The following is a 3035-nucleotide window of genomic DNA, read 5'->3' on the forward strand; positions in this document are numbered from 1 at the left end:
CTGCCGGGCGGCCCCGGCCGCCCGGCAGAGCTCAACCGCGGCTATTATGTCCGTCCGACCGTCTTCGCCGACGTCACCCACGACATGCGTATAGCGCGCGAAGAAATCTTCGGGCCGGTGCTGGCGATCATGCCCTACGACACGGTCGAGCAGGCGGTCGAGCAGGCCAACGACACCGTCTTCGGCCTTGCCTCCTACATCCAGGCCAAGGACATCGAGAAGGCGCGCGCCGTCGCCGCCCGCATGCGCTCCGGCAACGTCTACATCAACTACCCGACCTGGGACGCCGGCCTGCCCTTCGGCGGCTACAAGCAATCCGGCAACGGCCGCGAATATGCCGAGTATGGGCTCGAGGATTTTCTGGAGATCAAGGGCATCGCGGGGTACGAGGCGGCGGAGTAGGGGCGGTGGCAATCGACGACCCGATGCCGGCACTGCCGTCTGCTTCTAGACGCGGTCACGCCATTTGGTCGAGAAATTTAGCTCTCGCACCAGGGTGAAGCTGTCGCACCATCTGACGCGCATCTGATCGCATACGTCGGGGATTCTACGATTTGCCCGTTGCGTAGTTGGTTTCGAGACCTCGGTGGTAACGACTGTTCGAATGTCCGGCGCGAACAAAGCGTGTGCGACCAGGAATGGGTCGCGTCCGATCTTAATGATCTCGGCGTCTGTCAGGTCAGCGGCATAGGCGTTGGCGAGAACTTCCTGGACCCGTGCTACATCAACTTCCTCTTCGAGGCACATAGCATTCTTGTTGTCTTTGTCCCCAAGCCACTCGGCCAAATCGTCGGACCCGCCGACAATTTCTTCGACGATTTCCACTGGCATCTTGATTGCGCCTTGCTCCGCCCAGTGCAAAAGCCACTCCCAAAATTCGGGGACGCGGTCGAATGCGTAGTATGAGTTTTTGGCGGTAATCAAGACATTGGCATCGAGGAGATAAATTGTCGCCCCCTCACGCAGCACGCCCGGAGGCACCGGCTGTCGCGGCCCCCGTCAAGGCGTAAACATTGGTAGGCTTTACTCCTAGAATCCGGCCGGCCATGGATGGGGAGAGGGCGCCCTCTGCCAGCATCCTCCGAGACAAACCTACTAAGCGGTTGCCAAGCCTGTGCCTTCGGACGACGTAATAGTCCGGTCCGCCTTCGATATCCTTATTGCGCTCTCGTGCAGCGGCGCGGTTCTGAAGCCATTGTCGCCGAAATATGCCGCTCACTTCGGCCCAGACATCGCGAGATACGATTCCCTCTCGAAACAGCTTGTAGGCGACGGCGGAATGGCTCACCTGCCAAGTTTCAGCAAGCTGCCTGATTCTGGCGATCACTTGGTCGGAAGGGGCGCCCCGCAGAGCGTCGTCACGCAATGCTTCACCGTCAGGCATAAGAATTTGGCCCGCCACGTCGTTGCAAAAGACCTCGATGGCCGTGGACGGATTTGCGCCGCTAATGCCAGTGCGGCCAATCCAGACGTGCGCAAGCTCGTGGAGCAGCGTAAAGGACCAAGCCGCCTCACTGTCCTGATCATTTATGATCACAAAGGGTGTTACAGGATCTGCTAGCGCGACCCCACGGAAAAGCTCAACGTCCAGAGTGCTATGGTGGCTTCCGAGATTGCCAATCAACAGTACAAACACGCCGGTGCGCTCGGCGAGGTCTCTAAGATAGGCAAAGGCTTCGTTGCGCCCCCCCCGCCTAAACTGCGTGATATCAAAATCAAGGGTTTGAGCAATTGCCTTAGCCAACTGCTTCGAACCACCGCTCATATCGAAGCTACCTACAAAAGGCAGTTCCTTCGCCTCATCTTCGACCTCAAGCAGGGATCGGACCATCTCCTGCCTTGCCCTCAAGTCACGCAACAGAGCATCAACAAGCGCAGCATCTCTTTGCCCGTACTCTGCGGGCAGCGTTCGGAAGTCTTCCCCTCGCTCAGCCCGCCGTGGTGGTGCGGGAAGGTAAAACGCAAGAAGAGGGCGGCGGTAGTGCTGCGCCATCTTCAAAAGCAAGGGGCGGGAGGGTTCGCCATCCCCTTTCTCTAATGCAGCAAGACGATCAGAACCGGCGATGGCCCGTGTGTCACTTATTCCGAGCCTTTTCGCCGCGTCGTGTAGATCGAGCCCAGCTGTTTCGCGAGCCCATCGTAGGACGTCAGGATTGACGTTTGGCATTCATCACCCTTTGCCGCTTGCCTTCCTTTGGCCGGCGCCAAGATACAACCCGCTAGCGAACGCTTTGTTACGAAGTGGACACATATTTAGGAGGGGGTCAACATCTCCGCTACTGCCCTGGGTGGCGACACGGAGGATTGTCGTTAACCGGGACATCGGCTGTGTAGCGGGCCGCGACAAGGCTGCTGACGAAGATCCCCCCATCCCGCATTGCACAATCCCCCCGCTTCGACATATTGAAGCCCCCATGGTCCGTTCCTCGCTCGCCGTCCTTGTGATCGACGAAAACCGTATCCGTGCCTCGATCATCGAGGCCGGGCTGCGGGAGGCCGGGCATGAGCGGGTGACGGTCATCCATGATGTCGCCGGCATTGCGCGGCGCATTGCCGAGATCGAGCCGGACGTCATCGTCATCGATCTCGAAAACCCCAACCGCGACATGCTCGAAAACATGTTCCAGCTGTCGCGCGCGGTGAAGAGGCCGATCGCCATGTTCGTCGACCGCTCCGACCAGGCCTCGATCGAGGCCGCGGTCGAGGCCGGCGTGTCGGCCTATGTCGTCGATGGCTTGAGGCAGGAGCGCGTCAAGCCGATCCTCGACATGGCGGTCAGCCGCTTCAACGCCTTCTCGCGCATGGCGCGCGAACTGGAGGAGGCGCGCAGCGAGCTGGAGAGCCGCAAGGTCATCGACCGCGCCAAGGGCATATTGATGAAATCGCGCGGCTTGAGCGAAGAGGCGGCCTACACGCTGCTGCGCAAGACGGCGATGAACCAGAACCGCAAGATCAGCGACATCGCCCAGAGCCTGGTGACCGCCGCCGGACTGCTCGGGCCGCTGGAGGACGAATAGGCATGGCAGCGACGCACC

4 protein-coding genes are annotated in these 3035 nt (G+C 60.2%); 2 read left to right on the top strand and 2 right to left on the bottom strand.

The window, feature by feature from the left end:
• Positions 1-402, top strand: a 402-nt coding sequence (locus EN738_RS32975) for an aldehyde dehydrogenase family protein (protein WP_127287208.1), incomplete at its 5' end; no start/stop codon positions are given.
• A 45-nt stretch (positions 403-447) separates the two neighbouring features.
• Here the strand turns inward: EN738_RS32975 and EN738_RS32980 are convergent.
• The gene (locus EN738_RS32980) at positions 448-969 is read right to left on the bottom strand and encodes a DUF4411 family protein (RefSeq protein WP_245494842.1); all 522 of its coding nucleotides are present in this window, start codon (positions 967-969) and stop codon (positions 448-450) included.
• Positions 959-2167, bottom strand: a complete 1209-nt coding sequence (locus tag EN738_RS32985) for an XRE family transcriptional regulator (RefSeq protein ID WP_127287209.1) — start codon at positions 2165-2167, stop codon at positions 959-961. Before EN738_RS32985 ends, EN738_RS32980 begins: the two co-directional genes overlap by 11 nt.
• Positions 2168-2414: 247 nt before the next feature.
• On the opposite strand from EN738_RS32985, the gene EN738_RS32990 reads away from it, so the two are divergent.
• Entirely contained in the window at positions 2415-3017 is a 603-nt protein-coding gene (locus EN738_RS32990; protein ID WP_127287210.1) for an ANTAR domain-containing response regulator, read from the top strand.
• Positions 3018-3035: the final 18 nt, after the last annotated feature.

The sequence above is a fragment of the Mesorhizobium sp. M4B.F.Ca.ET.017.02.2.1 genome (genome assembly GCF_003998955.1).
GTDB lineage: Bacteria > Pseudomonadota > Alphaproteobacteria > Rhizobiales > Rhizobiaceae > Mesorhizobium > Mesorhizobium abyssinicae.

Coding starts and splice junctions, on each gene's coding strand:
- EN738_RS32985 (WP_127287209.1), bottom strand. CDS start 2,167: ATGCCAAACGTCAATCCTGACGTCCTACGATGGGCTCGCGAAACAGCT.
- EN738_RS32990 (WP_127287210.1), top strand. CDS start 2,415: ATGGTCCGTTCCTCGCTCGCCGTCCTTGTGATCGACGAAAACCGTATC.